The sequence below is a fragment of the Streptomyces sp. NPDC051738 genome (assembly GCF_044453205.1).
In the GTDB taxonomy this organism is placed as follows: Bacteria; Actinomycetota; Actinomycetes; order Streptomycetales; family Streptomycetaceae; genus Streptomyces.
In genome coordinates this window covers 64,804-90,852 of sequence record NZ_JBITCM010000006.1, presented here as the reverse complement: position 1 = coordinate 90,852, position 26,049 = coordinate 64,804, and the positions used below count along the sequence as shown (strand labels likewise).

The 26,049-nt window shown below is 71.7% G+C and carries 24 protein-coding genes; 18 read left to right on the top strand and 6 right to left on the bottom strand.

Annotated elements, in window-relative coordinates; all coding sequences use genetic code 11:
* The first annotated feature begins 10 nt into the window (after positions 1-10).
* The 9 genes from zapE (at position 11) to ACIA8X_RS15960 (ending at position 9,095) form a co-directional block, all read left to right on the top strand.
* Positions 11-1,123: a cell division protein ZapE gene (gene zapE, locus ACIA8X_RS16000; RefSeq protein ID WP_393447486.1), complete on the top strand. Its 1,113-nt coding sequence runs from the start codon at positions 11-13 to the stop codon at positions 1,121-1,123.
* A 193-nt stretch (positions 1,124-1,316) separates the two neighbouring features.
* A complete protein-coding gene (locus ACIA8X_RS15995) occupies positions 1,317-1,721 on the top strand; it encodes a hypothetical protein (RefSeq protein WP_399458482.1) in 405 nt (134 codons plus the stop codon).
* Between the two features lie 81 nt (positions 1,722-1,802).
* Positions 1,803-2,381, top strand: coding sequence for a carbonic anhydrase (locus tag ACIA8X_RS15990; RefSeq protein ID WP_393447482.1), 579 nt, complete (start codon positions 1,803-1,805; stop codon positions 2,379-2,381).
* A gap of 5 nt (positions 2,382-2,386) precedes the next feature.
* Entirely contained in the window at positions 2,387-3,844 is a 1,458-nt protein-coding gene (locus ACIA8X_RS15985) for a SulP family inorganic anion transporter (protein ID WP_399458481.1), read from the top strand.
* Positions 3,845-3,981: 137 nt separating this feature from the next.
* A complete protein-coding gene (locus ACIA8X_RS15980) occupies positions 3,982-4,914 on the top strand; it encodes a slipin family protein (protein ID WP_393447478.1) in 933 nt (310 codons plus the stop codon).
* A 90-nt stretch (positions 4,915-5,004) separates the two neighbouring features.
* Complete coding sequence (locus ACIA8X_RS15975; RefSeq protein WP_399458480.1) at positions 5,005-6,381, top strand: PhoX family protein; 1,377 nt, start codon at positions 5,005-5,007, stop codon at positions 6,379-6,381.
* Between the two features lie 63 nt (positions 6,382-6,444).
* Entirely contained in the window at positions 6,445-7,944 is a 1,500-nt protein-coding gene (locus ACIA8X_RS15970; RefSeq protein ID WP_399458479.1) for a serine/threonine-protein kinase, read from the top strand.
* Between the two features lie 89 nt (positions 7,945-8,033).
* On the top strand, positions 8,034-8,897 hold the full coding sequence (locus tag ACIA8X_RS15965) for a polysaccharide deacetylase family protein (protein ID WP_399458478.1): 864 nt from the start codon (positions 8,034-8,036) through the stop codon (positions 8,895-8,897).
* An 18-nt stretch (positions 8,898-8,915) separates the two neighbouring features.
* Positions 8,916-9,095, top strand: coding sequence for a hypothetical protein (locus ACIA8X_RS15960; RefSeq protein ID WP_393447470.1), 180 nt, complete (start codon positions 8,916-8,918; stop codon positions 9,093-9,095).
* 25 nt (positions 9,096-9,120) lie between these two features.
* Here ACIA8X_RS15960 and ACIA8X_RS15955 read toward each other — a convergent pair whose 3' ends face one another.
* Complete coding sequence (locus ACIA8X_RS15955; RefSeq protein ID WP_393447468.1) at positions 9,121-9,792, bottom strand: ABC transporter; 672 nt, start codon at positions 9,790-9,792, stop codon at positions 9,121-9,123.
* 5 nt (positions 9,793-9,797) lie between these two features.
* Positions 9,798-10,700, bottom strand: a complete 903-nt coding sequence (locus ACIA8X_RS15950) for an ATP-binding cassette domain-containing protein (protein ID WP_399458477.1) — start codon at positions 10,698-10,700, stop codon at positions 9,798-9,800.
* A 133-nt stretch (positions 10,701-10,833) separates the two neighbouring features.
* On the opposite strand from ACIA8X_RS15950, the gene ACIA8X_RS15945 reads away from it, so the two are divergent.
* The 4 genes from ACIA8X_RS15945 (at position 10,834) to ACIA8X_RS15930 (ending at position 16,262) form a co-directional block, all read left to right on the top strand.
* Complete coding sequence (locus ACIA8X_RS15945; RefSeq protein WP_393447466.1) at positions 10,834-11,568, top strand: aminoacyl-tRNA hydrolase; 735 nt, start codon at positions 10,834-10,836, stop codon at positions 11,566-11,568.
* Between the two features lie 337 nt (positions 11,569-11,905).
* A complete protein-coding gene (locus ACIA8X_RS15940; RefSeq protein WP_399458476.1) occupies positions 11,906-13,366 on the top strand; it encodes a DUF692 domain-containing protein in 1,461 nt (486 codons plus the stop codon).
* Between the two features lie 284 nt (positions 13,367-13,650).
* The gene (locus tag ACIA8X_RS15935; RefSeq protein ID WP_393447462.1) at positions 13,651-14,439 is read left to right on the top strand and encodes a DUF4142 domain-containing protein; all 789 of its coding nucleotides are present in this window, start codon (positions 13,651-13,653) and stop codon (positions 14,437-14,439) included.
* Positions 14,440-14,618: 179 nt separating this feature from the next.
* Positions 14,619-16,262, top strand: a complete 1,644-nt coding sequence (locus ACIA8X_RS15930; RefSeq protein ID WP_393447460.1) for an alpha/beta hydrolase — start codon at positions 14,619-14,621, stop codon at positions 16,260-16,262.
* Positions 16,263-16,402: 140 nt separating this feature from the next.
* Here ACIA8X_RS15930 and hemQ read toward each other — a convergent pair whose 3' ends face one another.
* Positions 16,403-17,134, bottom strand: coding sequence for a hydrogen peroxide-dependent heme synthase (gene hemQ / locus ACIA8X_RS15925; protein ID WP_048583753.1), 732 nt, complete (start codon positions 17,132-17,134; stop codon positions 16,403-16,405).
* 5 nt (positions 17,135-17,139) lie between these two features.
* Positions 17,140-18,621, bottom strand: a complete 1,482-nt coding sequence (hemG, locus tag ACIA8X_RS15920; RefSeq protein ID WP_393447457.1) for a protoporphyrinogen oxidase — start codon at positions 18,619-18,621, stop codon at positions 17,140-17,142.
* A 200-nt stretch (positions 18,622-18,821) separates the two neighbouring features.
* On the opposite strand from hemG, the gene ACIA8X_RS15915 reads away from it, so the two are divergent.
* Positions 18,822-19,829, top strand: coding sequence for a DUF4349 domain-containing protein (locus ACIA8X_RS15915; protein WP_393447455.1), 1,008 nt, complete (start codon positions 18,822-18,824; stop codon positions 19,827-19,829).
* 27 nt (positions 19,830-19,856) lie between these two features.
* Positions 19,857-21,266 (top strand): FAD-dependent oxidoreductase, encoded by a 1,410-nt coding sequence (locus ACIA8X_RS15910; protein ID WP_393447453.1) that lies wholly within the window; start codon positions 19,857-19,859, stop codon positions 21,264-21,266.
* A 96-nt stretch (positions 21,267-21,362) separates the two neighbouring features.
* Here the strand turns inward: ACIA8X_RS15910 and ACIA8X_RS15905 are convergent, their stop codons facing one another.
* Both ACIA8X_RS15905 and hemE read right to left on the bottom strand, forming a co-directional pair.
* A complete protein-coding gene (locus tag ACIA8X_RS15905) occupies positions 21,363-21,695 on the bottom strand; it encodes a hypothetical protein (RefSeq protein ID WP_393447451.1) in 333 nt (110 codons plus the stop codon).
* Between the two features lie 126 nt (positions 21,696-21,821).
* Entirely contained in the window at positions 21,822-22,877 is a 1,056-nt protein-coding gene (hemE, locus tag ACIA8X_RS15900) for a uroporphyrinogen decarboxylase (RefSeq protein WP_393447449.1), read from the bottom strand.
* 104 nt (positions 22,878-22,981) lie between these two features.
* Here hemE and ACIA8X_RS15895 point away from each other — a divergent pair, with 104 nt between their 5' ends.
* From ACIA8X_RS15895 to ACIA8X_RS15885, 3 genes are all read left to right on the top strand, one after another.
* The gene (locus tag ACIA8X_RS15895; protein ID WP_393447447.1) at positions 22,982-23,659 is read left to right on the top strand and encodes a DUF3000 domain-containing protein; all 678 of its coding nucleotides are present in this window, start codon (positions 22,982-22,984) and stop codon (positions 23,657-23,659) included.
* A 211-nt stretch (positions 23,660-23,870) separates the two neighbouring features.
* On the top strand, positions 23,871-24,533 hold the full coding sequence (locus tag ACIA8X_RS15890; RefSeq protein WP_003997051.1) for a response regulator transcription factor: 663 nt from the start codon (positions 23,871-23,873) through the stop codon (positions 24,531-24,533).
* 218 nt (positions 24,534-24,751) lie between these two features.
* Positions 24,752-26,041 carry an HRDC domain-containing protein gene (locus ACIA8X_RS15885; RefSeq protein WP_393447444.1) on the top strand — a complete coding sequence of 430 codons (1,290 nt, stop codon included), beginning with the start codon at positions 24,752-24,754 and terminating at the stop codon, positions 26,039-26,041.
* The last annotated feature ends 8 nt before the right edge of the window (positions 26,042-26,049 follow it).

Genomic DNA, 26,049 nt, shown 5'->3' with positions numbered 1-26,049 from the left:
ATGGTGAACCGTGTCGTCCTCCTCCGCCGCCTCCGGTCCGCAGTCGATAGCCGAAGCGAGCCCGCTGTCCCTGTGTGCCCGTGAGCCGCACGTTCCCGCGGACCGACTGGTCGCCGAGATGGTGCCGCCGCCGCGCTTCGACTCGGTCCGGTTCAGCACGTACATACCGGACCCGAACCAGCCCAGCCAGATCGAGGCGGTCGGCGTGCTGGAGGCCTTCGCGGGCGGGCTCGGCGGCGCGCACGCCAGCGGCGCCGGGAAGGCCGGCAAGCGCGGCTTCCTGGGGTTCGGCAGGTCCAAGGCGCCCAAGGCCCCGGCCGGGCCCCGCGGCGTCTACCTCGACGGCGGCTACGGCGTCGGCAAGACCCACCTGCTCGCCTCCCTCTGGCACGCCACCCCGGCCGAGCCGTCCCTCAAGGCGTTCGGCACCTTCGTGGAGCTGACGAACCTCGTCGGCGCCCTCGGCTTCCAGCAGACGGTGCAGACCCTCTCCGGTCACCGCCTGCTGTGCATCGACGAGTTCGAGCTGGACGACCCCGGCGACACCGTCCTCGTCTCCACCCTGCTGGGCAAGCTGGTCGACGCGGGCGTCGCGCTCGCCGCCACCTCCAACACCCTGCCCGGCAAGCTCGGCGAGGGCCGCTTCGCGGCGGCCGACTTCCTGCGCGAGATCCAGGGCCTGTCGGCCCGCTTCCGCACGCTGCGCATCGACGGCGAGGACTACCGCCACCGCGGCCTGCCCGAGGCGCCGGCACCGTACTCCGACGAACAGGTGACGAAGGCGGCGTACGCCACCGAGGGCGCCTCGCTCGACGACTTCCCGCACCTGCTGGACCACCTGGCCCGGGTCCACCCCAGCCGCTACGGCGCGCTGACCGACGGGCTGACGGCGGTCTGCCTGACCGATGTGCAGCCGATTCCCGACCAGTCGACGGCCCTGCGTCTCGTCGTCCTCGCCGACCGGCTCTACGACCGTGAAGTCCCGGTCCTGGCCGCGGGACTGCCCTTCGACCAGCTCTTCAGCGAGGACATGCTGAAGGGCGGCTACCGCAAGAAGTACTTCCGTGCCATCTCGCGCCTCACCGCCCTGGCGCGCGACGCGAAGGGCCTCGTCGGCGCCTGACGCCCTTTAACCTGCCAACTCCCCCTGGTCAAGGGGGAGTTCAAGCCACGCCACCAACGCCTTTCAGGCTCTCTTCAGCTTGAAACGTTAAGTTAACCCTGCAAACAACTTTGCCGGGCTAATGTGTTTCTTGACCAACGGTTGACCAAGTGTTGGCGCGCGCAAGAGGTCTGGATTGACGGGAGGGGGGCGCATGTTCCGAGGTACGACGGCACGGACCGTGGTTTCGATCCTCGCCGCCGTCCTGCTCGCCCTCCAGTTCTTCGCACCCACCGCGCACTTCGCAGAAGCGCATACGGTCAGTCAGGCGGAGGCCAAAGCCCAGCCCGGAATCAAGCTCTCCGGGAAGGCACTGCGCGACGAAACCCTCACGTCCCGCCACTGCATACCGTCGGGTGATGGGGACCCGACCGGTCCGCTGCGCACCCATGACCGTCTGCGCATCGCCGATTCCGGGCCCGATGCGCCCTATCGGCCCCTGCTCACCCGGGACCCCGCGGCCACGCACGAGCCGGCCAGAACCGGCGCCGCGCACCAGCACACGTCGAGACCCTCGGCGTCCCACACTCCGGCGGCACTTCAGGTCTTCCGCTGCTGAGAAGCAGGGCAGTCACACCCCCCACTTCTGTCATGTAAACCCCGACGCGCCAGTGCTGCGCGCCAGGAGGAGTCACCACATATGCAGCCCCTCATCGACAACGCCCGTTCGTTCGGACAGCGCCCTGAGGAGTTCGCCCGGCTGGCCGCAGGCCAGTCCCCCCAGGTCCTGTTCATCACCTGCTCCGATTCCCGGGTCGTTCCGGCCCTGATCACGGGCGCCCGGCCCGGCGAGCTCTTCGAGCTGCGCACCGCGGGCAACATCGTCCCGCCGTACGCCTCCGAGCACCCCACCAGCGAGGCGGCCACCATCGAGTACGCCGTGGAGGTCCTCGGCGTCAGCGACATCGTGGTCTGCGGCCACTCCCACTGCGGGGCCGTCGGCGCGCTGGTGCGCGGCGACGACCTGGACGCCGTACCGGCGGTGCGCGACTGGCTCTCGAACGCCACTCCGCGGCCGACCGGTGCCGTCGAGGACCCCGAGGTCGCCGAGGGCGTCCAGGCCCATGTGCTGACGCAGCTGCTGCGGCTGCGCTCGTACCCGTTCATCGAGCGGAAGTTGAAGGAGCGTCAACTGACCTTGCACGCCTGGTACTACGAAGTGCACAAGGGCGCCGTGCGCGCCCACTCCGCCGAGACCGACGCGTTCGAGGCGCTGTGATCGGCATGATGACCAAATACCCTCACCTGCGGCAGGACTTCGCCGCCTCACTGGTCGTCTTCCTGGTCGCGCTGCCGCTATGCGTCGGCGTGGCCGTCGCCTCCGGGGTCCCGGCCGAGCTCGGGCTCGTCACCGGCATCGTGGGCGGCATCGTCACCGGGCTGATGCGCGGCAGCAGCCTTCAGGTCTCAGGACCGGCCGCCGGTCTGACCGTGCTGGTCTTCGAGGCCGTGCAGGAGTTCGGGCTGCCGGTGCTCGGGGTGCTCGTGCTCGCCACCGGCTTGCTCCAGCTCCTCATGGGCGCCCTGAAGCTCGGACGCTACTTCCGGGCCATCTCGGTCTCCGTCGTCGAGGGCATGCTGGCCGGTATCGGCCTTGTACTCATCGCCGGACAGCTCTATTCGGTCGCGGACGCCAAGGCGCCCGCCTCCGGTCTGGAGAAAATAGCCGGGCTGCCCGGCGCGCTCGTCCAGGCCGTCGGAAACACCGGGGCGCTGGCCTCGATCGGACTGGGCGCCGGCACCATCGCCATCCTGGTGCTGTGGAAGCGGATGCCCCGCAAGGTGCGGACGCTCCCCGGTCCGCTCGCCGCCGTCGGGCTGGCGACGGCCGCCGCCGCGGTGTTCTCCCTGCCCGTCGCCACCGTCGAGGTCAAGGGCCTGCTGGGCGCCATCCAGCCGCCGTCCCTGAGCGCCTTCGGCGAACTCGCGAACGTCGGCGTGCTGGCCACGATCGTCGCCTTCACGCTCATCGCGTCGGCCGAGTCGCTGTTCAGCGCCGCGGCCGTGGACCGGCTGCACGACGGACCGCGCACCGAGTACGACAAGGAGCTGATGGCGCAGGGCGCGGGGAACACCGTCTGCGGTGTGCTCGGCGCGCTGCCGATGACCGCGGTCATCGTGCGCAGCTCCGCCAACGTCCAGGCGGGCGCCAAGACCAAGGCGTCGCGTGTCATGCACGGCGTGTGGCTGCTGCTGTTCGCGGCGCTGCTGCCCGCCACGCTGGCACTCATCCCGATCCCCGCGCTGGCCGGCATCCTGGTCCACTCCGGCTGGAAGCTGATCCCCTTCCGCGGGATCGTCTCCCTGTGGCGGGGGCACCGGGGCGAGGCGCTGATCCTCGTCGTCACCGCCGTCTCCATCGTCGCGGTGAACATGTTCGAGGGCGTGCTCATCGGTCTGGCCCTGTCCATCGCCAAGACCGCCTGGGAGGCCTCGCACCTGAAGCTGGAGATCATAGACAAGGGCGCCGGCCCGATCCAGGCGCACCTGTCGGGCAACGCGACCTTCCTCAGGCTGCCGAAGATCCTCGACAGCCTGGAGTCCCTGCCTCAGGACCGCCCGGTGGAGCTGGACCTGTCCGGCCTGCACCACCTCGACCACGCCTGCCGTACGGCCCTGGAGAACTGGGCCGAGCGGCACAGCGCGGCGGGTACGGACCCGGTGCGGGTCACGGCGCCCTGACCGGCGTACGACTCCTTCTGAGAGCCACAGGCTCTGAGGTATGACCCCTGGTCCGGGGCCGTTCATGGCCCCGGACCAGACACCGGGCATATCGTTACAGGTGAATACGGAACGGGCCTCTCGGCGAGGAGGTCGTCATGGTCGAGGAACTTCTGGGCGTGGCCGTGGGTGTCGGCGCGGCGGGACTGGTGTACCTCGCGGCCGCCGCACGCGTCGTCAAGCAGTACGAGCGCGGGGTGATCCTCCGGCTCGGACGTCTGCGAGGCAGGGTGCGTCAGCCGGGATTCACGCTGATCGTTCCCGCGGTGGACCGGCTGCACAAGGTCAACATGCAGATCGTGACGATGCCCGTGCCGGCCCAGGAAGGCATCACCCGTGACAACGTGACCGTGCGGGTCGACGCGGTCGTGTACTTCAAGGTCGTGGACGCCACGGCCGCGATCATCAACGTCGAGGACTACCGCTTCGCGGTCTCCCAGATGGCGCAGACGTCGCTGCGCTCGATCATCGGCAAGAGCGACCTGGACGATCTGCTGTCCAATCGCGAGAAGCTCAACGAGGGCCTTGAGCTGATGATCGACAGTCCGGCGATGGGCTGGGGCGTGCAGATCGACCGCGTCGAGATCAAGGACGTGTCGCTGCCCGAGTCGATGAAGCGCTCCATGGCCCGGCAGGCCGAGGCCGACCGCGAGCGCCGAGCCCGGGTCATCAACGCCGACGCCGAACTCCAGGCCTCCAAGAAGCTCGCCGAGGCCGCGCACCAGATGGCCGACGCACCCTCCGCCCTCCAGCTGCGGCTGCTGCAGACGGTGATGGCGGTGGCGGCGGAGAAGAACTCCACGCTGGTCCTGCCGATCCCGGTGGAGCTGCTGCGGTTCCTGGAGCGAGGGGCCGACAGGCCGCCGCCGGACCGGCCCGCCCAGCCGCCGCCGGACCACGCGGTCGAGCCGGCCCCCGAGCAGTCCGCCGTCGAGCCGGCCCCCGAAGGGTCCGCCGTCGATCCCGCCTCCGAGCATGCCGCCGTAGAGGAATCCACGCCGGACACCGTCGGACAGCCCGAGCGGAAGTGACACACGCTACGCGCGTGGTTCACGGGACTCGCACCAGGTGATAGACACGGCGGGGTCACAGTTCCTGTCCGCCAGCAGGAAGGCCGCACCATGTCCGAAACAGTGTCGACGCGTCGTCAGCTCCTCGCCCGTTCCGGCGCGTTGGGCGTCTCGATCGCCTTCGCCGGAAACCTCTCCGAACTCTTCGCGGGCACGGCCGCCGCGCGGAACCTGGGCCACTCGGATTACGGCCCGCTGATCCCCGACCCGAAGGGTCTGCTCGATCTGCCGGAAGGTTTCCGCTACCGCGTCCTCTCCCGCGAGGGCGACCGGCTCCGCTCCGGGGAGGGCAAGGTCCCCTCCAACCACGACGGCATGACCGCCCTCGCCGGGCACGGCCGCCGTGTCCACCTGGTCCGCAACCACGAGAACCGCAACACCGCGGCGATCCCCGTCCCGACCGTCGCGGGCCTCACCTACGACCCGGCCGGCAAGGGCGGCTGTACGGCGCTGACGCTGGACTCCCGCAACCGGGTCATGTCCGAGCGGGTCGCCATCGCCGGTACGGCCGTCAACTGCGCGGGCGGGCCCACGCCTTGGGGGACCTGGCTGACCTGCGAGGAGACCGAGGACAAGGCCGGCACCAACGGCTACACCAAGGACCACGGTTTCATCTTCGAGGTCGACCCGGCCAACCCCTACCGCTCCGGCGCGGTCCCGCTGACCGCGATGGGCCGCTTCCAGCACGAGGCGATCGCGGTGGACCCACGGCACGGCATCGTCTACGAGACCGAGGACGCCTTCGAGAAGCCCTTCGGCCTCTTCTACCGCTTCCTGCCGCACGCGCCGCGCGGCGGTCTCGGTTCCCTGCGCGCGGGCGGCCGACTCCAGGCGATGCGCGTGCCGGGCGTACCCGACCTCTCCTCGATCCAGGAGACGGGCGCGAGCTTCGAGAACATCGAGTGGGTCGACGTACCGGACCCGCTCGCCGCACAGACCCCCATCCGCCACCAGGACTTCGGCCCCAAGGGCATCACCCACGCGCAGAAGCTGGAGGGCTGCTACTGGGGCGGCCGCAACGTCTACTTCGTGTCCTCCTTCGCCCGCAGCGCGGAGGGCTCGGCGGCGGACCACTACGGCCAGATCTGGCGCTACGACCCTCCCGCGCGCCGCCTCACCCTGGTGATCGTCTTCGGCCCGAACACGGACCTCCAGCTGCCCGGCGAGTCCCCGGACAACATCTGCCTCGCGCCCAGCGGCGGCCTGATGGTGTGCGAGGACGGCAACGGCGCCCAGCACGTCTTCGGTGTGACGCGACGCGGCGAGGTGTACGCGATGGCTCGCAACGCCCAGAACCTGGGAACCCCCGAGGAGCCGGAGTGGGGCGAGTTCGCGGGTGTCACCTTCTCGCCGGACGGCGAGACGATGTACGTGAACTGCTACACGCCGGGGACGACGTTCGCGGTGACGGGACCCTGGCGCAGGTAACGGTCACGGGCACCGGCCCCCGAGCGGAAGCCTCCTTTCCGTTCGTCCTCTAACCTGTGCGGCATGAACGCACCGGGGGATCTCGTCGACGGCCGTTTCGAGCTGGTGGAACGGCTGGGCAGCGGAGGAATGGGCACCGTGTGGCGAGCCCGCGACACGGTGCTCCACCGCGAGGTCGCGCTCAAGGCGGTGCGGTCCGACGCGGACACGGTCGGTGTGATGCGCGAGCGCGTGATGCGGGAGGCGCGGGCGCTGGCCCGGCTCAGCCACCCGCATGTGGTGACGGTCCATCAGATCGTGGACGCCGAGCCACATCCGTGGATCGTGATGGAGCTGGTGCCGGGCGTCTCGCTGCAACAGCGCCTGGACGAGGGCCCGTTGAGCCCGGCGGAGGCGGCCCGCATCGGCCGCCAGGTGCTCGCCGCGCTGCGGGCCGCGCACGCGGCGGGCATCCACCACCGGGACGTCAAGCCCGCCAACATCCTCCTGCGCACCGACGGCAGCGCCGTCCTCACCGACTTCGGCATCGCCGCCCTGCAGGGCACGACGGGCCTCACGGCCACCGGTGAACTCGTCGGTTCGCCCGAGTACATGGCCCCCGAGCGCATCCGGGGCCACGAGGACGATCCTGCGGCCGACCTCTGGTCGCTGGGCGTGGTCCTGTACGTGTGCGCCGAGGGCATCAGTCCCCTGCGCCGCCCCACCACACTGGCCACCCTGGCCGCCGTACTCGACGACCCGCTCCCGCCCCCGACCCGCTCGGGCCCGCTGACGCCGGTGCTCGACGCCCTCCTGGTACGGGACCCGGCGGCACGCCCGGACGCCGCCCGGCTGGACGCGATGCTCGCGCAGGTCGAGGCCGGGGCGACCCCGCACTGGGCACAGCCGACCCTGACGACCGCCGCACCGCACCCGACGCCACCGACCCCCACCCAACTGGACACCCCGCGTCCGACGGTTCCGCAGCAGGTGCCCGGCCCCCGACGCCGTACGCCCCTCGTGGTGGCCGTGACCGCGGCGCTGGTGATCGGTACGGCGACGGCTCTGGTGTTCGCGCTGCGTCCCGGCGGCACCGACGGCGACGACAAGGCCCGTGTGGCGACCAGCCCGAGAGCCACGGCATCCACCCCCACCGCGGCGAAGCAGAAGCCGACCACGCCCGCACCATCACCCACGCCTACCCCCACCAGCGCAACGCCCTCCCCCGCACCCACTCAGACCCCGCCCCCGGACGGCCGCTGGATCGCCCAACTCCACTCCGAGCCCATCGCCGCGGGCACCACCGTCCGGGACCAGACCCTCGCCAAGATCCGCCAAACGGTGCCGGAGGCGGCCGTTCTGCGCAGCGGCGACTACGCCTCCCTGCGCCCCGGCTTCTGGGTGTTCTACGCCCCCGGCCCCTTCACCGACGGCCGCGCCGCCCTCACCTTCTGCGCCGAGCGCAACCGCACCACCCCGACCACCTGCATCGGCCGCTACCTGAGCACGAACGCGTCCGACTACGCCTTCCAGTGCCGCCCTCCGGCCACCGCCCCGACAGGGCGCTGCACGCGCACAGACTGAGATGACCGGCCCCCGCCGGGTGGGTGACACCGACCCGGCACGCCCACTCACGCACCGGAATATCCCTTTAATCCTCATATCTTCCTGCGGTGATCACTCTTGTACGACGCGTCACCGCCGCCTGTGCGGTCTGTGCCCTGGGGGCAACGCTCACCGCGTGCGCCCCGGCCGATGAGTCCCTCGCTCCCCGCCCCGCGCCCAGCGCCTCCGCCGTCTCCCCCGCCGCCCCGGCGTCCAGGCCACCGACCCTCGCCCCCGGCCCCGCCGGTCTGACTCCCGTCTTCGAGCACGGCCCCCGGACCCGGGACAGGACCGTGGCGCTGACCTTCGACGCGGACATGACCGCCGATCAGGGGCCGCGGGCGGAGCGGGGGGAGCGATTCGACAATCCGGGGCTGGTCGCCGCGCTTCGGGAGTTGAAGGTGCCGGCGACCGTGTTCATGACGGGGCGGTGGGCCGAGGAGTATCCGGGGCAGGCCCGGGCCATCGGGCGGGACCCGTTGTTCGAGGTGGGCAACCACTCGTACAGCCACTACGCCGTCACCGGCGACTGCTACGGCCTGCCGACCCTCACCGAAGACCGCGTGCGGGCGGATGTGGAGCGGGCGTACGCCGTGTTCAGGAAGGTGGGGGTGCGGGATGCGATGCCGTACTTCCGGTTTCCCGGCGGCTGCTACGACCGAGGGGCACTGAAGGCGCTGACCCCGGTGGGCGTCACGGCCGTGCAGTGGGACGTGGCGAGCGGGGACGCCTTCGCCACGGACGCCGACGCGGTCGCCGAGGAGGTGCTGGCCGGGGTGCGCGCGGGGTCCGTGGTCGTCATGCACTGCACGCTCAGTGCCGCGCCGACGACCGAGCGGGTGGTCCGGAGCATCGTGCCCGAGCTGCGGGAGAAGGGCTATCGGTTCGTGAAGGTGTCCGAGCTGATCGGAGCCGCCGGCCGATCGAGCTGAGCGGCCTACGCTGGGGGTATGAGCGAGGACTACTGCACGATCCGCGACGCGGTGAAGCCGCCCACGGCCGACGGGCCGCCCTACGCGGAGTGCGTGCTGTGCCGGGAGCCGACGGAGTACCCGGAGTCGTACAAAGGGATCACGCTCTGCCCGGTATGTGAGTGGCAGGAGGCGCAGCGCACGGCCTGTTCCGGGTGATCTGACGTTTCGGGTGAGCTGCCGTTCAGGGGGATCTGCGGGAGGTCAGGGCGCAGGCCGCGGCGGTCGCCGCCGCCGTGAACAGGCCCGCCGCCAGCAAGGGCAGGACGGGCAGGGGAACCGTGCCCGAGCGGGAGCCCGTGACCAGGCCGCTGACCGCCGCCTGGGCCGGGGAGCCGGTCACCACCACGGACAGCAGCGCCGCGAGCAGCATCGCCGGGACCGCACGGCCGGTCGAGCGCAGCACCGGCCAGGTGGTGAGGGCGCCCACCGCCGTACCGAGCAGGGCACAGGCCAGCGCGGCGAGCAGACCGGCGGCGCCTGCGGGCAGCCGTGGCACCCGGGTCTCGTGATCGGCACTGACCGGGTCGCTGATCAAGGTGACGACGACGATCGCCGCCGTGCCGAGCGCCGCCGCCGCGGCCAGCGCCACCAGCAGCGCCGCGAGGTGCGCCCGGCCCGGGCCGACCGCCGCGGCGACGCAACTGCGGGCGGCGGGCGGCTCGTTGGTGACGCAGATCCGCACCAGCCAGGCGGCGACGGGCAACAGGGCCGCGGCCGTGAAGCCGAGCGAGTCCAGGATGGGCTGGCCGCCCTGTACGCCGACGGCGAGGAACGCGGCGTACAGGATGAACGGCGGCAGCCAGCGCTGCGAGCGGGCCAGCAGGGCGGCCTGGTAGCGGAGGAGGGCTCTCATCGACGTCATCGGCGACTTTCGGCTTCGGAAGGGTGCGCGGAAGGGTGCCCGGAAGGGGTGGTCGTCTCCTGGCTCACGCTCACCACGTGCCAGGACGGGCGGGTGGACAGCAGGGCGCGGAGGAGTACGTCCGAGTGGGAGGCGGGGGTGGTGAGGCGGTGGGTGCCGGGGGTGGTCTCGTCCGCTCGCGTGGCGATACGGATCGCCTCGGCGGGCAGGCTCGCGCCGCTCGGGCCTTGGACGACGACGGTCGTGTGCGGGCCGGTGGGTGGTGAAGTCCCTTGGTCGGTACGGAGGTTCAGCGCACCGTCGTGCACGGTGTACGTCGCGTCGGGCGCCCCGGCGAGGCGGCCCGGGTCGTGGTCGACGAAGACCACCGCGGTGCCGGCGGCGGTCCGTTCGGCGACGGCACGCTCCAGCTCCGCGCGGGCGTCCGAGTCGAGGCCGGTCCACGCCTCGTCCAGGACGAGCAACTCCGGGTCGGCGAGCAGCGCCTGGGCGACGGCGACCTTCTGGCTGCTGCCCTTCGACAGCTGGGCCATCGGCGTGCGGGCGTACGTGGCCGCGCCGAAGCGGTCGAGCCACTCCAGGGCGGCGCGGGTGGCCGCCGGGCGGGACAGGCCGTGGACCGTGCCGAGGTGGGTGAGGTAGCCGAGGGCGGTGAAGGGGAGGGCGGTGGGGAAGCGTTCGGGGACGTAGGCGGTGCGGGGCGCTCCGCTGATGCGGCCTTCCGAGGGGGCGTCCAGGCGGGCCAGGAGGCGCAGCAGGGTGGATTTGCCGGTGCCGTTGGGGCCTTCTATGCGGATGAGGGTGCCGGGGGGCACGGTGAGGTGGACGCCTCGTAAGACCCATGGGCCGCGTAGGCCGTAGCGGCGGCCTACGTTGTCCAGACGAAGATCGCGTTGCATGGGGGACATCTTGTCGTATTGCGGCTGCGGGGCGGTGGGGGCTGGTCGCGCCCACGCGGCGGAGCCGCATATCGATACAGCCCCGCGCCCCTGGGTTGGCAGACTGGACGGCGTGAACAGTGATCCCACCCCCATGAACGACAGTCCTTTCCGGTCCGAGCCAATTGCTCGTGATCAGGCTCCGCAGTACGTCCTGCCCCTCGTCGTGCGGATCGAGCGGGCTGATCCACCGGACCGCACGGACGCTTTGGAGACCGCCGCCCGCGCCGTGCTGGTCATGCTCAGTGACGAGCGGTCCGTCGGTGACGGTGAGTGGGCTCAGGCCATGCGGGACTGGGAGGACGCGCGGATCCGGAAGGTCGTGCGGCGGGCCCGGGGAGCCGAGTGGCGGCGGGCGGAGGGGCTGCCGGGGATCACCGTGCCCGGCGAGTCGGCCGAGGTGCGGGTGTTTCCGCCCGTGCCGTTGGACGGGTGGCCCAAGGAGCTGGCGAAGCTCCAGGTGTCGGGGACCGAGCTCGACGATCCGGAGCCGCCCGGGGCCGCCGATCCGTCGGCGCCCGTGCTCTGGGTGAATCCGGAACTCGACATGTCGGCCGGCAAGACGATGGCGCAGGCGGGGCACGCGGCACAGATCGCCTGGTGGGAGCTGTCGGACGAGGAGCGGGTCGCCTGGCGCGAGGCGGGGTTCCCGCTGGCCGTGCGCACCGCGGAGCCTGGGCGCTGGCGTGAACTGACCGGCGCCGGGCTGCCGTTGGTGCGGGACGCCGGGTTCACGGAGATCGCGCCGGGGACGACTGTGGTGGTCGAGGGGCATCACCGGGTGGGATCACTGCCGCCGCGGGTACGGCGGCCGCTGGTCCTGCGCTGAGCCGCCTGCGAGGCGCCCAGCTCCGCAGCGGGGGTCAGGGGGGCGAGCCGTCGGTTTACGCCACCACCAGCTGAAGGGTGCGGCGCGGGACGGGCCAACCGATTCGACAGGGCCGAAAGCAGCAGCTCACGGCTCCGGCGGTGAAGCGAATGAACATCCCCGGCGTTCTGCGCGTACGACCCTGCGGCGAGCGCCCGCGGGCGGACCTCAACCTCAAATGTTGCTCTGAAGGTGTCCGCCCCGGGGTTCGGGCGTTGCCGGCGGGGCCATACCCCCGTCACGTCCGGCACGTCCGAGAGTCAGGACAGCGGGTACGGAAGAGGCCGAGGAGGGGACGATGGAGCAACTGGGCACGGGGATCGGATGGCGTCCGGAGATCGCGGACGCCGTGGAGCGCATGCCGGGCATCGACTGGGTCGAGACGGTCGCCGAGAACGTCTGCCCCGGACATCTTCCGGAGTCCCTGGTACGGCTGCGCGAGCGCGGCGTCACCGTGATCCCGCACGGCGTCTCGCTGGGCCTGGGCGGCGCGGAGCGACCCGACGCCGGGCGGCTGGCCGCGCTCGCCGAGCGGGTGGAGGCGCTGGGGGCACCGCTGGTCACCGAGCACATCGCGTTCGTACGGGCGGGCGGGCCGCTGACGGCGTCCCCGCGCCTGGAAGCGGGGCACCTCCTGCCGGTACCCCGCACCCGGGACGCCCTCGACGTGCTGTGCGAGAACGTCCGTATCGCACAGGCCGCGCTGCCCGTGCCGCTCGCCGTGGAGAACATCGCCGCGCTCATCTCCTGGCCGGGCGAGGAGATGACCGAGGGGCAGTTCCTGTACGAGCTGGCCGACCGGACGGGCGTGCGGCTGCTCATCGATGTCGCCAACCTGCACACCAACCACGTCAACCGCGGCGAGGACCCGGCCAAGGCCCTCGCCGAGCTGCCGCTGGAGGCCATCGCGTACGTCCATGTCGCGGGCGGCTTCGAACGCGACGGCGTCTGGCACGACAGCCACGCCCACCCGGTACCGCAGCCGGTCCTCGACGTCCTCACCGACCTCGCGTCCCGGGTGTCCCCGCCGGGAGTCCTGCTGGAGCGCGACGAGAACTTCCCCGAACCGGCCGAGCTGGAGCGGGAGTTGGGGGCGATTCGGGGGGCGCTGGAGAAGGGGGAGGTGGAGCGGCGGGCGTCGACGGATCGGGGGTTCACGGACAGGGCGCCCTCCGCAGCGGAACCGTCCGGGGAGCCAGTGCCCTTCGGCGGTGCCGCACAGGAGCAGGAGGCGGTGCGGGAGCAGAGGGCGTCCGAGGAGCGGGAGACGATGCGGGCACCCGACGCGGCGCAGGCCGAACCCACCGTCACCGAACCCACCGTCACCGACCCCGCCGTCACCGACCCCGCCCGTCAGCGCCTGGCCCTCGCGCAGGCCGCCCTGCTGTCCGCCCTCGTCGCCGGGACGCCGGTGCCGGAGGGGTTCGACCGGGTGCGGCTGGGTGTGCAGGCGCGGGCGCTCGCCGGGAAGCGGGCGGACGTCGTGGCGAAGGTCGCGCCGGAGTTGCCGGTGATCCTGGGGGGCGGGTATCGGCGGGCCTTCGTCGCGTACACGCACGGGCACCCGATGACCGACGGCTATCGGCGCGACGCGCTGGACTTCGCCGGGTATCTGCTGGCCGAGGGGCGGCTCGAAGACGCACGGACGCGGGCGGAGTTGCGGGAGTGGTGGCTGGAGCGGTCGGGGCCGAGGCCGCGGTCGCGGCGGCCCGGGGTGCGGTTGGCGCGGGCCACGCGTCGAGTGCTGCTGGGGCGCTGAGCGCACCCCGCGTACGCCGTCTGTCGCTCACCCGACAAGGCGCCGCCCCGCCGCGAGTGTGCGTGGACTAACACCCCGGCCGCACACAGCAGGCAAGGCGACCGTTTCAGCCGCCTTCACCCTGGAACGTCCCTGCCCCCCGCTCCCCTATTCGCCCGTATCGACCCCCGTTGCAACCATTCGCTCCTGTACGGCAGTTGGCGTAGGCGCCGAAGTACCCCGAAGTAATATGCCAACCCAACCCCCGAAGCGCACTAACGTGCGGTGCCGCAACAGGAGGCACCATGCGACCGCGACCACCCATCAACGGACGAGGCATCTTCAGCGGCACCGGGCTCATCATCACGGGCCTGACGGCGACACTGCTGGCGATGATCTTCCCGATCTGGTCGTACGCCGACCGGTCCGGCACCGGTCTCGACGTACTGAACGCCGAGACCGTCACGACCGGCCACGGCCCGCTGTCCGCCCTCGACCGCGACTTCATCACCAAGGTCCGGCTGGCCGGGCTGTGGGAGCTGCCCGCCGGTGAGCAGGCCCGGCAGAAGGGCACCACTCCGGCCGTACGGACCGCCGGAGAGCACCTCATCGAGGGGCACACCTTCCTGGACGACCGGGTGCGTGAGGTCGCCTCCGAGCTGAGCCTCGAACTGCCCAACGAGCCCACGGAGCAGCAGCGCGAGTGGCTGGCGACCCTGGACTCGGCCCAAGGCGTCGAGTACGACCGCCAGTTCGCCAACATCCTGCGGCTGGCGCACGGCAAGGTGTTCTCCGTCGTCGCGCTGGTGCGGGCCAGTACCCGCAACTCCCTCGTCCGGGAGCTCGCCGACGATGCCAACACCACCGTGCTGGACCACATCACGGTCCTGGAGGCCACCGGCTACGTCGATTTCGACGCCCTGGCCCGCGACATGGTCGCCGACAGCACCCCTCCGCTCACCCCCGCCCCGGCCCCGCCCGGCCCGACCCTCGACCCCGCCCCGGCCGTCCCGGTGACCCCGCCCCCGTCGCCGACGTACACACTGCCGTCGGCCGCCACCAGTCGCCCACCCGAAAGCTCCGGCAAATCATAAAAACACCCTCACGCACCGCGCGCCGCACCCTGAGGCGTTCCCTCGGCGCGGCTGACGGCCGCGGCGCCCGGTGACGCATCGGGGGCATTGACGACGACACCGGCCGGACGGTGCTTGCCTTCATCAACAGACGAACGAAATATCCCTTTTGTTGCTGCCGTGCATTGAAGGGATACCCGATGAGAGCACCCGCCCTCTACACGGTCGCCGGAGCCCTGCTCCTGACCGCCCTCACCACCGCCCCTGCCGACAGCACCACGGCCGCGGCCCCGGGTGCGGACGAGAGGCACGGCACCACGGTGGCCGCCGCGCGCGCCGAGGAGGCCGGCATCACCTTCGGCGACTGCGCCAAGAACCTGGAGCTGCCGGACAACGTGAAGTGCGGCACGGTGTCCGTCCCGCTCGACTACACCGATCCCCACGGCAAGCAGATCCGGCTCACCGTCAGCCGGGTGCGGGCCACCCACAAGGACCCGCACAACAGCAAGCGCCGGGTCCCGCGTCAGGGCGCCCTGGTCTACAACCCGGGCGGGCCGGGCGGCTCCGGCCTGCACTTCCCGCTGATCGGTGTCCTGCCCGCGTGGAAGCGGCTGGCGGGGGCGTACGACCTGGTCGGCTACGCCCCGCGCGGAGTGGGCTCGTCCGCGCCGGTGTCCTGCCAGGACCCCAAGCAGCTCCTCAAGGGGCCCACGGACGCGCCGACGCACCCCTCGGAGTCGTACAAGCGGGAGCGCATCGCCCGGGCGAAGGCCTACGCGCGCGGCTGCGCCGAGCGCACCGGCAGCGCGCTGCAGCACTACAACTCCCTCAACAACGCCCGCGACCTGGATGTCCTGCGCGCCGCGCTGGGCGAGGACAAGCTGACGTTCATGGGCGCGTCGTACGGCACCTACTTCGGCGCGCTGTACGCGACCCTCTTCCCCTCACATGTGCGGCGGATGGTGTTCGACTCGGCGGTGAACCCGGACCCGGCGCAGATCTGGTACCGCAGCAACCTGCTGCAGTCGGCCGCGTTCGAGGGGCGGTGGGCGGACTTCCGGGAGTGGGTCGCCAAGCACCACGACGTGTACGGCCTCGGTGACACTCCCGACAAGGTGCTGCGCACCTACGAGAAGGTGCGGGCGTGGGTGGCCATGGAGCCGGCCGGCGGGAAGGTCGGGCCCGGGCAGTTGCAGGAGGCGTTCCTGCAGGTCGGGTACTACGACGACTACTGGCCCGCGCGGGCGCAGGCGCTGTCGGCGTATCTGAAGGGCGACGCGAAGCCGCTCGCCGAGCTGGCCGCGCCGGTGACGGAGGCCGCGACCGAGAAGGAGAACACGAACGCGGTCTACACGGCCGTGGAGTGCAACGACGCGCCCTGGCCGACGAACTGGGCGGTCTGGGACCGGGACAACACCCGGCTCGCGCGCGTGGCGCCCTTCGAGACCTGGGACAACGTGTGGATGAACCTGCCGTGCGCCTACTGGCGGACACCCCGGCAGCAGCCTCTCGATGTGCGGACGGGGCCGGGCGAGGTGCCCCCGGTGCTGATCCTGGCGGCCGAGCGGGATGCCGCCACGCCGTACGACGGGGCGCTGGAGATGCACCGGCGGCTGTCGGGCTCGGTCCTGGTGACCGAGCGGGACGCGGGCACGCACGGCATCGCGTACGGCCCGAACGCCTGCGTCAACGGCTACATCGACGCGTATCTGCTGTCGGGCCGCCTCCCGGAGCGGCGTGCGTCCTGCGAGGGGCACCCGGAGCCCAAGCCGGAGCGCCCGGAGAGCCGCAAGGCGAAGAAGCTGGGCAAGCAGACCGCGACGAAACCGGGCGGCCGACCCTAGAACGCCGCGGCCGCCCGGCTCCCGAACTGATCAGGCGAGCCCGGCGACCAACTCGGCCACGGACTTCCGGCGCCCGGTGCTGCATCTCCCGGGGGGGGCAACCCCCGGACCCCCGGCCGCCCGGAAGTCACCCCATCCGATCAAGCAAGACCGGCGACCAACTCGGCCACGGACTTCCGGCGCCCGGTGTAGAACGGCACCTCTTCGCGGACGTGCATCCGGGCCTCGGAAGCCCGCAGGTGGCGCATGAGGTCGACGATGCGGTAGAGCTCGTCGGCCTCGAAGGCCAGCAGCCACTCGTAGTCGCCCAGCGAGAACGAGGCGACCGTGTTGGCGCGGACGTCCGGGTAGCCGCGGGCCATCTTGCCGTGGTCGGCGAGCATGCGGCGGCGGTCCTCGTCGGGCAGCAGGTACCAGTCGTAGCTGCGCACGAAGGGGTAGACGCTGACGTAGTTGCGCGGCGTCTCGTCGGCGAGGAACGCCGGGATGTGCGAGCGGTTGAACTCGGCGGGGCGGTGCAGCGCCATGTTCGACCAGACCGGCTCCAGGGCGCGGCCCAGCTTGGTGCGGCGGAAGAGGTTGTACGCCTCCTGCAGCTGGTCGCTGGTCTCGGCGTGCCACCAGATCATGAGGTCGGCGTCGGCGCGCAGCCCGGACACGTCGTACGTGCCGCGGATCGTCACGTCCTTGGCGGCGAGCTGGTCGAACAGCTCCTGGACCTCGTCGGCGTAGCCCGCGCGGTCCTCGGGGAGGACGTCCTTCAGCTTGAAGACGGACCAGAGGGTGTAGCGGATGACCTCGTTGAGGTCCTTGGCCAGCTTGCCCTTGTTCGGGATCCTGCCGGACTCGGTGGTGGAGGCGTCGTCACTCATGTCCCCTATTCTCCCGCTCCGCCGTGCAGACTCTGCACCGGGTTGGCGGTGAGCTCCTCCACACCGGTCAGGTCGCCGTCCAGCTGGTCCACCGCGGCGTACGCGCTCGCGATGCACGCCGGGATGCCCACACCGTCGTACTGCGCACCGCACACCGCGAGGCCGGGCAGCTTCGCGACGTGCTCGCGGATGCGGGACACGCGCGCGTGGTGGCCGACGGGGTACTGGGGCAGGCCGTCGGTCCAGCGCGTGACGCGGGTTTCCAGGGGCGTGGCGTCGAGGCCGGTCGCCGCCTTGAGGTCGCGCCGGGAGACGTCGACGAGGTGGGCGTCGTCGCGCTGAAGGATCTCCGTCTCGCCGTACCGCCCGACGGAGGTGCGCAGCACGAGCACGTCCGGGTCCTCGTCGGCGATCCAGCCCCACTTCTGGGAGGCGAACGTGGACGCCTTGATGGTGCGCCCGTCGACCGGCGGCACGAGGAAGCCGCTGCCTGCGGGGAGGTCGGTGTCCGCGCGGCGCAGGGCGAGGGTGACCAGGGCCATGGAGGCGTACTCGATGCCGTCCAACTCGACGGCGGCTTCGGGCGCCTCGGCGCGCAGGAGGCCGGCGGCGGCCGGGGCGGGTACGGCGACGACGACCGCGTCGGCGTGCAGCACCCGGTCGGCGGTGACGACGCGCCACCCGGCGGGCGCCTCGCGGCGCAGCTCCGTCACCGGCGCCCCGGTCACGATCTCGCCGCCCCGCGCGCGCACCGACTCCGCGACGGCGAGCGGCAGAGAGCCCACGCCGCCCTCGATGCCCATGAACACCGGCCCGGTCTGCCCGCCGGCCGCCGCCTTGGCCTGGATCTCGCGGACGGCCTCGGTGATCGAGTCGTGGGTCTGCGCGGCCTGGAAGAGCTGCGGGACCGCCGAGCGCATCGAGATGCGGTACGCGTCGCCCGCGTAGACCCCGCCCAGCAGGGGCTCGACCAGGCGGTCGACGACCTCGCGGCCGAGGCGTGCCGCGACGTACTCGCCGACCGCCATGTCGTCCCCGACCTCCGTGCGGGGCAGGTCGGCGTCGCGCTCGATGCGGGCCAGGCCCTCGTCGGACAGCACGCCGGAGAGGGCGGCGGCGGTGCCCGGGACGCCCATGACGTGGCCCTTGGGCATGGGGCGCAGGGCGCCGCGGGTCCAGATCGAGGCGGTCGCGGTGGCGGGCGGCTGGAGGCGCTCGTCGAGGCCGACCTCGCGGGCGAGGGCGACGGCCTCGGGGCGGCGGGCCAGCATCGACTCGGCGCCGAAGTCCACGCGCACGCCCGCGATCTCGCCGGGCAGCAGTTTGCCGCCGACCCGGTCCGAGGCCTCCAGGACGGTCACACGTCTGCCGTCGCCCAGCAGCCGATGGGCGGCCGCAAGACCGGCGATCCCGGCGCCGATGACGACGACATGGCCCTGCCTCGCGGGGCCGTCTGCGGTGCGTGTGTCCACGCTGTGCTCGCGCATGATCCCACTCTCTCAAACGCCACTGACACTCCCGGCAGAGGCCGTACCGCCCCGTCCCGACCGCCCCGCCCCGTGGACCCGCGTGCCCGCGCCGAGTCCCGACCGTGACCTCATCGGGACCGTTTCCCGCCAACGTTCGGCCGACCCCAGGCGTCGAAGGAGCATCAGTCGCCACGACGACCCTCGGGGGGTACACCCACATGCGCACACGACGTTCCGTACGACCCGTCCAGGCCCTGGCCGGTTTCGCGTTGGCCGCCGCGCTCGCGCTCACCGGATGCAGCGGCGCGAACGACTCGGCCGGCTCCAGCAAGGCCGCCGGGGACGAGGCCGCCCAGGCGGCGGAGCCGCAGGCGAGTGCGGGGCAGGGCGCCCCGGACAGCGGCTCCGGCGCCGGGAAGGCCGCGCCGGCCAAGGTCGCCCCGAGCCACATCATCCGTACGGCCTCGCTGACCGTGCAGGTCAAGGACGTGCCGAAGGCCCTGGACGAGGCCCGCACCAGCACCGAGAACGCGGGGGGCTACGTCGGCAACGAGACCACCACACGCGACGAGGAGGGCCACGAGCGCACCCGTGTCGTCCTGCGCGTGCCCGTCGACAGCTACGCCGAGGTGCTCACGGAGCTGGAGGGCGCGGGCAAGCTGGTCGAGCGCAGCGCCAAGGCGCAGGACGTCACCGACCAGGTCGTCGACGTGGAGAGCCGCATCAAGACGCAGCGCGCCAGCGTCGCCCGGATCCGGGAGCTGATGGACCAGGCGACCAAGCTCAGCGACGTGGTCACGCTGGAGGGCGAGCTGAGCACCCGCCAGGCCGACCTGGAGGCGCTGCTCGCCCAGCAGGCCTCCCTGAAGGACCGCACCAGCCTGGCCACCATCACCCTCACCCTGTCGGAGACACCGGTGAAGAAGAAGGCCCCGGCGGACGACGACCCGGGCTTCCTGGACGCGCTCGCGGGCGGCTGGGGCGCGTTCGTGACGCTGCTGCGCTGGATCGCGGTGGCGTTCGGCGCGGTGCTGCCCTTCGCCGTGGTGGCGGCGCTGATCGTGCTGCTGTGGCTGAAGGTCCTGCGGCCCCGGCTGCCGCGCCGCCCGGCCACCGCGCCCGCGACGACGGCCCTGGGCCCGCTGCCGACGGCCCACCCGGCACCGCGGCCCACGCGCGCGGGGGACGACGAGGGTGGCCGCGAACAGGGCGGCGGACAGGACTGAAATGCCCGGCGCTCGTAGCGTGTTCGCATGAGCATGAGCGCTGCGAGGGGTGTGCCGGGTACGCGAGAGCGGCTGGTCGTGATCGGCGGCGACGCCGCGGGGATGTCCGCGGCGTCGCAGGCACGGCGGCTGAGAAGCGCCGAGGAACTGGAGATCGTGGCGTTCGAACGCGGCCACTTCACCTCCTTCTCGGCCTGCGGCATCCCGTACTGGGTGGGCGGCGACGTCCCCGACCGCGACCAGCTGATCGCCCGCACATCCGAGGAGCATCGGGCCCGCGACATCGACCTGCGCATGCGGACGGAAGTCACGGAGATCGATGTCGCCGGCGGGCGGGTACGCGCGCGTGACGTGGATTCCGGCGCCGAGTCCTGGACGTCGTACGACAAACTCGTGATCGCGACCGGCGCCCGTCCGATCCGCCCCGACATGCCGGGCGCCGACGCGCCCGGCGTCCACGGTGTGCAGACCCTGGACGACGGTCAGGCCCTCATCGACACGCTGGCACGCACGCGTGGCCGTCGCGCGGTGGTCGTCGGCGCCGGCTACATCGGCGTCGAGATGGCCGAGGCGCTCATCAACCGGGGCTACGAGGTGACGGTCGTCAACCGCGGCAGCGAGCCCATGTCCACGCTCGACCCGGACATGGGCCGCCTGGTGCACGAGGCCATGGAGGGCCTGGGCATCACCATGGTCAACGACACCGAGGTCACCAAGATCCTCACGGGCGACGACGGCAGAGTCCGCGCGGTGGTCACGGAGGACGCCGAGTACCCCGCGGACGTGGTCGTCCTGGGCATCGGAGTCCGTCCGGAAACGACCCTGGCCCGCGCGGCCGGCCTCCCCCTCGGCGACCACGCCGGCCTGCTGACCGACCTGGCCATGCGCGTGCGCGGCCACGAGAACATCTGGGCGGGCGGCGACTGCGTCGAGGTCCTCGACCTGGTCTCCGGCCGCCAGCGCCACATCGCCCTCGGCACCCACGCCAACAAACACGGCCAGGTCATCGGCACGAACGCCGCCGGCGGCTACGCCACGTTCCCCGGCGTGGTCGGCACCGCCGTCAGCAAGGTCTGCGACCTGGAGATCGCCCGCACGGGCCTGCGCGAGAAGGACGCGCGCAGGGCGGGCCTGCAGTACGTGACGGCGACGATCGATTCCACGAGCCGCGCGGGCTACTACCCCAACGCCTCGATGATGACGGTCAAGATGCTCGCCGAACGCCGCACAGGCCGACTGCTGGGCGTCCAGATCGTGGGCCGGGAGGGCGCGGGCAAGCGGGTCGACATCGCGGCGGTGGCCCTGACGGCAGGGATGACGGTGGAACAGATGGTGTCCCTGGACCTGGGCTACGCCCCACCGTTCTCCCCGGTCTGGGACCCGATACTGGTAGCAGCCAGAAAGGCAGCAAAGGCGGTAAACGCCGCCACCTCCTGACAGGCGGCGCGAGCAACCCCCTTAGGGGCGCGGGGAACTGCGCGACCAGCCACAACGAACCCGCAGCCGCCAGAACAAACCGCACCCCTACGGCGATTACGCGCTGCCGTTGATCCTCTCGATCGCCTGCCGCGCCTGCTCAGCAGGCGGCCGAGAAGGCAACGACGACACAGACGCGCTCACACTCTGCGGCATAGCGGCAGCGGGTTGCTCCCCCGCCGGCTTCGCATGCGCCGCAGCCGGCCGAGCCGACCGCAACCGATGGCTGACGGCCTCGTCCAACGTCACCGGCCGCTGCATCTGCGAAGCCAGCCGCCCCGCCTCCTGACCCAGCCGGGCGACGTCTTCCCAGGGCAGCCGCACCACCACGGCGATCTCGGCCTCACCGTCGGGCAACGCGTGAATCGGAGGAGTAACTCGGTCGTTCATCGCCTGTTCCTCACGTAGTCCCCGCGACCCGCCTTCCCCGCGCCGCGGGCGGTTGCCGAGACATACGCACACGGCAACGGCCCCGTTCACCGAATCGCCGCACGTATCGGCGGCAAGGCAGAGCCCCTAGCGCGCGGTCTGCGTGTGGACGTACTCAACGAGCCGGGTCAGCGCGTCCGGGTCCGTGGACGGCATGACGCCGTGGCCCAGGTTGAAGACATGACCCTCCAGACCGGCCGCTGCGTCGAGCACCTCGCGGGTCTTGGCCTCGACGGCCTCGGGGGTGGTGAACAGGATGGTCGGGTCGAGGTTGCCCTGGAGCGCCTTGCCGGGGCCGACCCGGCGGGCGGCCTCGTCGAGCGGGACGCGCCAGTCGACACCGACGACGTCCGCGCCGGCCTCACCCATGAGCTTCAGCAGCTCACCGGTGCCGACGCCGAAGTGGATGCGCGGGATGCCGTAGCCGGCGACCGCGTCGAAGACCTTCGCGGAGGCGGGCATCACCGAGCGCCGGTAGTCGGCCGGGGCGAGGGAGCCGACCCAGGAGTCGAAGAGCTGGACCGCGGAGGCGCCGGCCTCGATCTGCACCTTGAGGAAGGCGGCCGTGATCTCCGCGAGGCGATCGAGCAGGTCGGCCCAGAGCTCGGGGTCGCCGTACATCATCGCCTTGGCGTTCTCGTACGTGCGCGACGGACCGCCCTCGACGAGGTAGCTCGCAAGGGTGAATGGCGCGCCGGCGAAGCCGATGAGCGGGGTCGAGCCGAGCTCGCCGGTGAGCAGGCCGATCGCCTCGGTGACGTACGACACGTCCTCGGGGGTCAGGTCGCGCAGCTGGGCGAGGTCGGCGCGGGTGCGGATCGGCTTCTCGACGACCGGGCCGATGCCGGGCTTGATGTCGAGGTCGATGCCGATGGCCTTGAGCGGGACGACGATGTCGCTGAAGTAGATCGCCGCGTCCACGTTGTGCCTGCGCACGGGCTGGAGGGTGATCTCGGTGACCAGCTCGGGCCGCATGCAGGACTCGAGCATCCCGATGCCCTCGCGCACCTTGCGGTACTCCGGCAGCGAGCGCCCGGCCTGCCGCATGAACCACACCGGCGTGTGCGGCACGGATTCGCGCCTGCACGCCCTGAGGAAGGCGGAGTCGTAGGTGGCTGACGGCGGCGTCTGGTTGGCACTCACGGGGGCAAGTCTCGCACGGCCGTATCGGGCCCGGCGCCGGGGTTGCCGTGTTGTCAGGGTGTCCTTCCCTGCACGAAGCCCCCGTTCCCTTTAATCTTCCCGGCATGGCTGCGGCTCAGGGAAGACTGTCGGACGGAACTGGCGGAATGGATGACGCGAAGGAGACCGGGGAGGCGGACCGGCATTCGCGCAATACGGCTCCACCGGCTTTCCGGGCCGCGGTCGAGGCCCTGCGGAGCAGCCGCCTGCGGCCGCAGATCGAGGTCGAGCAGACCAAGGCACCCCAGCGGCTGGCCCCGTACGCGTACGCGCTGGAGGCCGCCGTCGTCGACGGCGACCAGGACCTGGCCGACGGCCGCCTGGTGCTGCTGCACGACCCGGACGGCCACGACGCCTGGCGGGGCACCTTCCGGATGGTGACCCTGGTGCGCGCGGAGCTGGAGCCGGAGATGGCCGCCGATCCGCTGCTGCCTGAGGTGTGCTGGTCCTGGCTGACCGGTGCGCTCCAGGCGCGCGGGCTGTCGTACGGCGAGCCGAGCGGCACCGTCACGCGCGCCAGCTCCCACTACTTCGGCGGCCTGTCCGAGCGCCCGGCTGCCTCGCAGATCGAGATCCGCGCCTCCTGGACGCCCCGCGAGGGCCTGGGCGGCGTTCCGGACACGGCGGCCCACCTGGCGTCCTGGTGCGATCTGCTCGCCCAGGTCGCGGGGCTGCCGCCGGCGGGCCCGGGCGACGCGTCGGTGGTGACACTGCCGCAGCGCCGTGATCCACAGGCCCGCTGACCGCCACCGGCTTGACCGTCACTTTGTCGATACGGCCACTTTCGGTCAGGAACAGTCCCGGATCGAGCCAATTCGTTCGCCGAACGATCGACCACGTGTCTGAATTGCCCTGATTGTTACTCACTAAATCGTGATCTTTCTCTAAAGGGCCACAGGTTTGGTGCCGAAGACGACTGTGACCTTGAAGTCGTCCCCGCACCCAGGAGGCCTGGTGTCCGTTCTCCTCGAGCAGCCTGCAAGCCTGGTCGCCTACCGCCCGAACAAGCCGACCGCCATGGTGGTCGTGGCCGATCCCCGCGTCCGCTCCACCGTGACCCGCCACCTGTGGGCGCTCGGGGTGCGCGACGTCATCGAGGCCTCGTCCATCGCGGAGGCTCGTCCCCGCATCGGCAACCCCCGCGACATCTGTGTCGCAGACGTCCACCTGCCCGACGGCTCCGGCCTGACCCTCCTGTCGGAGACCCGCGCCGCGGGCTGGCCCAACGGCCTGGCCCTGTCCGCAGCCGATGACATCGGCGCCGTACGCAACGCCCTCGCCGGCGGTGTGAAGGGCTACGTCGTCACCGGCACCCGCACCAACGTCGGGCTCCCCACCCGGCCTGGTGCCGCTCCCATCGGCGCCGCCGCCGCCCGTATGCACCGTCGCCACCCGGGTGCCCCGAGCCACCCGGGCGGCTACCGCGAGCTCTCCGGTCGTGAGGTCGAGGTGCTGCGGCTGGTGGCGGAGGGCCAGTCGAACAAGGCGATCGGCGTCTCGATGGGCCTGTCCGCCCTGACCGTCAAGAGCCACCTCGCCCGCATCGCCCGCAAGCTCGGCACCGGTGACCGCGCCGGCATGGTCGCCGTGGCCCTGCGGACCGGGATCATCCACTGAGAGTCCACCGCCATCACATGAGCCGCAGCAGCATGCGCAGATTCATTGAATTCTTGATCATTCACTGACGTGAAGGGGATCGGCCGCTGATCCCCGCCCGCGTCCTCACCTGTCGTGAACCGGATCTTTCACTTACCTGACTGGTTTACGACCCTCAGGCGCCCGCCGACGGAACGTTCCGTCGGCGGGCGCTGTCCATACACAGATACCCTTGACATGTGACCGACGCCCAAGAGACCGCAGCAGACAGTTCACTGCGAACCACCGGAGGCGCCCCTCCGGACGACGGCGGATCTTCTGTTACGGAGGCGCCGATCCCTTTGCTGGAGCCCCGCGAGGGCATTCCGCCCGTGATCGCCGACGAGGCCGCGCTCGCCGAGGTGATCGCCGCCTTCGCCGCGGGCTCGGGCCCGGTCGCCGTCGACGCCGAACGCGCGTCCGGCTATCGCTACGGCCAGCGTGCCTATCTGGTGCAGCTGCGCCGCGTGGGCGCGGGGTCCGCGCTGATCGACCCCGTGGCCTGTCCTGATCTGTCGGGACTCGGCGAGGCGCTGTCCGGCGTGGAGTGGGTGCTGCACGCGGCCACCCAGGATCTGCCCTGTCTGCGCGAGATAGGCATGGTGCCGAGCCTGCTGTTCGACACCGAGCTGGCCGGGCGGCTCGCCGGGTTCCCCAGGGTGGGCCTCGGCGCGATGGTCGAGAACGTCCTCGGGTTCGTCCTGGAGAAGGGCCACTCGGCCGTCGACTGGTCGACCCGGCCCCTGCCCGAGCCCTGGCTGCGGTACGCGACGCTGGACGTCGAGCTGCTCGTGGATCTGCGGGACGCCCTGGAGAAGGAGCTGGACCGGCAGGGCAAGCTGGAGTGGGCGCGGCAGGAGTTCGAGGCGATCGCGACCGCGCCGCCCGCCGAGCCGCGCAAGGATCCCTGGCGGCGCACGTCCGGGATGCACAAGGTGCGGCGGCGTCGGCAGCTGGGCGTGGTGCGCGAGCTGTGGGAGACGCGGGACCGCATCGCTCAGAAGCGGGATGTCTCGCCGGGCAAGGTGCTCAGTGACGCGGCCATTGTGGAGGCCGCGCTCTCCCTGCCGGGCAATGTGCATGCCCTTTCCGCGCTGAACGGCTTCGGGCATCGGATGGGGCGGCGGCAGCTGGAGCAGTGGCAGACCGCGGTGGATCGGGCGAAGGCTCTGGCGGAGTCGCAGTTGCCGGCGCCTGGGCAGCCCGTGACGGGGCCGCCGCCGCCGCGGGCGTGGGCCGACAAGGACCCGGTCGCCGCGGCTCGGCTGTCCGCGGCTCGGGCCGCCGTATCGGCGCTGGCTGAGCAGCTCAACATGCCTCAGGAGAACTTGATCACCCCGGACACCGTGCGGCGGGTCTGCTGGGAGCCGCCGAAGGTGGTCGACGCCGGGTCGGTCGGGGAGGCGTTGGCCGGCCATGGGGCGCGGGCCTGGCAGGTGGAGCAGGTCACGCCGGTTCTGGTTGCCGCCTTGTCCGCCGAGGCGCCGTAGGAGAAAGC

What these genes read in the sequence shown, in the direction of transcription:
- hemG (WP_393447457.1), bottom strand. Translation starts at nt 18,621, where the DNA reads ATGCGCGAGCACAGCGTGGACACACGCACCGCAGACGGCCCCGCGAGG.
- ACIA8X_RS15895 (WP_393447447.1), top strand. Translation starts at nt 22,982, where the DNA reads ATGGCTGCGGCTCAGGGAAGACTGTCGGACGGAACTGGCGGAATGGAT.
- ACIA8X_RS15980 (WP_393447478.1), top strand. Translation starts at nt 3,982, where the DNA reads ATGGTCGAGGAACTTCTGGGCGTGGCCGTGGGTGTCGGCGCGGCGGGA.
- ACIA8X_RS15950 (WP_399458477.1), bottom strand. Translation starts at nt 10,700, where the DNA reads ATGCAACGCGATCTTCGTCTGGACAACGTAGGCCGCCGCTACGGCCTA.
- ACIA8X_RS15985 (WP_399458481.1), top strand. Translation starts at nt 2,387, where the DNA reads ATGATGACCAAATACCCTCACCTGCGGCAGGACTTCGCCGCCTCACTG.
- ACIA8X_RS15975 (WP_399458480.1), top strand. Translation starts at nt 5,005, where the DNA reads ATGTCCGAAACAGTGTCGACGCGTCGTCAGCTCCTCGCCCGTTCCGGC.
- hemQ (WP_048583753.1), bottom strand. Translation starts at nt 17,134, where the DNA reads ATGAGTGACGACGCCTCCACCACCGAGTCCGGCAGGATCCCGAACAAG.
- ACIA8X_RS15905 (WP_393447451.1), bottom strand. Translation starts at nt 21,695, where the DNA reads ATGAACGACCGAGTTACTCCTCCGATTCACGCGTTGCCCGACGGTGAG.
- ACIA8X_RS15960 (WP_393447470.1), top strand. Translation starts at nt 8,916, where the DNA reads ATGAGCGAGGACTACTGCACGATCCGCGACGCGGTGAAGCCGCCCACG.
- ACIA8X_RS15935 (WP_393447462.1), top strand. Translation starts at nt 13,651, where the DNA reads ATGCGACCGCGACCACCCATCAACGGACGAGGCATCTTCAGCGGCACC.
- ACIA8X_RS15995 (WP_399458482.1), top strand. Translation starts at nt 1,317, where the DNA reads ATGTTCCGAGGTACGACGGCACGGACCGTGGTTTCGATCCTCGCCGCC.
- ACIA8X_RS15945 (WP_393447466.1), top strand. Translation starts at nt 10,834, where the DNA reads ATGAACGACAGTCCTTTCCGGTCCGAGCCAATTGCTCGTGATCAGGCT.
- ACIA8X_RS15970 (WP_399458479.1), top strand. Translation starts at nt 6,445, where the DNA reads ATGAACGCACCGGGGGATCTCGTCGACGGCCGTTTCGAGCTGGTGGAA.
- ACIA8X_RS15990 (WP_393447482.1), top strand. Translation starts at nt 1,803, where the DNA reads ATGCAGCCCCTCATCGACAACGCCCGTTCGTTCGGACAGCGCCCTGAG.
- ACIA8X_RS15940 (WP_399458476.1), top strand. Translation starts at nt 11,906, where the DNA reads ATGGAGCAACTGGGCACGGGGATCGGATGGCGTCCGGAGATCGCGGAC.
- ACIA8X_RS15930 (WP_393447460.1), top strand. Translation starts at nt 14,619, where the DNA reads ATGAGAGCACCCGCCCTCTACACGGTCGCCGGAGCCCTGCTCCTGACC.
- ACIA8X_RS15915 (WP_393447455.1), top strand. Translation starts at nt 18,822, where the DNA reads ATGCGCACACGACGTTCCGTACGACCCGTCCAGGCCCTGGCCGGTTTC.
- ACIA8X_RS15955 (WP_393447468.1), bottom strand. Translation starts at nt 9,792, where the DNA reads ATGAGAGCCCTCCTCCGCTACCAGGCCGCCCTGCTGGCCCGCTCGCAG.
- ACIA8X_RS15910 (WP_393447453.1), top strand. Translation starts at nt 19,857, where the DNA reads ATGAGCATGAGCGCTGCGAGGGGTGTGCCGGGTACGCGAGAGCGGCTG.